Raw genomic sequence first — 1,616 nt, 5'->3', positions numbered from 1 at the left:
CCGCCGGGTACGGCTACCCGCAGCCCTCGACCGGCCCCGTCGCCGGGTACGGCCACCCGCAGCAGCCCGCCGGAGGCTACGGCTTCCCGCAGGCGCAGCCGCCGGTGCCGTCCGGCCCGAACGGCGGCGGGTACGGGTTCCCGCAGTCCCCGACCGGCGGTATGAGCGGCTACGGTCACCCGCAGTCGTCCACCGGCCCGACCAACGCCTGGACACCGCAGAACGGCCACCCGAACCACCCCCCGGCCAACGCGTCGCGCGGCCGCACCGTGCTGCTCACCGCCTCGGTGGCCGGCGCCGTGCTCGCCGGCGTGCTGGTCTGGAACAACGTCCAGGACGGCAACGGCGGCACCGGCTCCAACGCCACCGGCACGAGTACCGGCAGCAGCACCGCGGCCGGCACCACCGGCACCACCGGCACCACCGGCACCGGCACGCCGGCGGCCACCGCCACCAAGGCCGGCGGCAAGAACGCCGCGCCCAAGGACCTGCTCTCCACGGACGGCGTCAAGGCGGTGGTCGACGCGATCAAGCCGGTCGCCGGCACCTCGATGATCAACGAGCTGACGGTCTACCCCGAGTACGCGATCGCCGAGACCCCGAAGACCGACAACCCCAAGCTGTACGACCGGATCGACTACCGGAACGGCCACACCAGCAAGACCCCGGGCGGCAGCGTCATCGGCGACGACAAGCCGGTGGACCTGAACGGCTACGACTGGAGCATCATCCCGGGCCTCCTGCAGAAGGCCAAGGACACGCTCAAGGTCCCCAACCCCACGAGCCGTTACCTGATCATCGGCCCGGACATGTTCGACGGGACGCCGACCATCCGGGTCTACCTCTCGGACGCCTACGGCAGCGGCTACCTCTCGTCGGACACCAAGGGCAACGTCTTCCGGACCTACCCGCACGAGTGACGCCACCTGCGGACCGCGCACCTCCGGGCCCGCCCGAGGTCCGCGGCCGTCCGCGGTGACCCGCAGAACCAGCACCGGACTCCCGCGATCCGCAACGGACCGCCGTGATCGGCAACGGACCGCGGTGACCCACAGCCGACTGCCGGGATCCGGTGCGGCAACGATGCGACCGGCCTCCGGCATGCCCGGGCGTGACCGTTGAACTGTCATCCCCCGACACACCGGAGGCCGTCATGTCGACCACCCTCCCTCGCACATCCGCCCCGACCGGGGCCCGCGCATCCGCCCCGTCCGGGCCCGCTGCACCCGCGGTCGCCGCACCCGCGGTCGCCGGACCCGAGGCCGGCACCGCCCGTCCGGAGGCGCCGGTGCCCGCCGTGCCGCCGACCGAGACCCCCGAGTGCGAGGCGTCCACCTGCCACGGGATCTCCCTGCCGGAGCCCGTCGAACTCCACGACGCCTGGCCCGGCTGGATCCCGATCGCGCTGATCGCCGTGCTGGTGATCGCCTGTGCGGGTTTCGCCGTGGCCCGGATCGCCGCCTTCTGACCTGATCGCCGCCCTCTGATGGGCCGTCGGCCGCCCCTGTCGTCGTCGCTCCGCCACCCCGCGGGCACCTCACCGGCCGCAGCGTGACAGGCTGGGCCGTCCCGTCGCGGTCCGTGCGGCGGCAGGCCCGAGGAGAGGCATGGACACC

General features: G+C 73.5%; 1 protein-coding gene and 1 pseudogene. Both read left to right on the top strand.

Going from position 1 to position 1,616, the window contains the following annotated elements:
- Window positions 1–920, top strand: a pseudogene (locus ABZ641_RS36510) (hypothetical protein); the annotation flags it as partial.
- A gap of 233 nt (window positions 921–1,153) precedes the next feature.
- On the top strand, window positions 1,154–1,468 hold the full coding sequence (locus ABZ641_RS36505; RefSeq protein ID WP_359988826.1) for a DUF6480 family protein: 315 nt from the start codon (window positions 1,154–1,156) through the stop codon (window positions 1,466–1,468).
- Window positions 1,469–1,616 lie beyond the last annotated feature (148 nt).

The organism is Kitasatospora sp. NPDC007106 (assembly GCF_040634455.1).
GTDB lineage: Bacteria > Actinomycetota > Actinomycetes > Streptomycetales > Streptomycetaceae > Kitasatospora > Kitasatospora arboriphila.
This window is presented reverse-complemented; position numbering and strand designations above follow the sequence as displayed.

What these genes read in the sequence shown, in the direction of transcription:
- ABZ641_RS36505 (WP_359988826.1), top strand. Translation starts at nt 1,154, where the DNA reads ATGTCGACCACCCTCCCTCGCACATCCGCCCCGACCGGGGCCCGCGCA.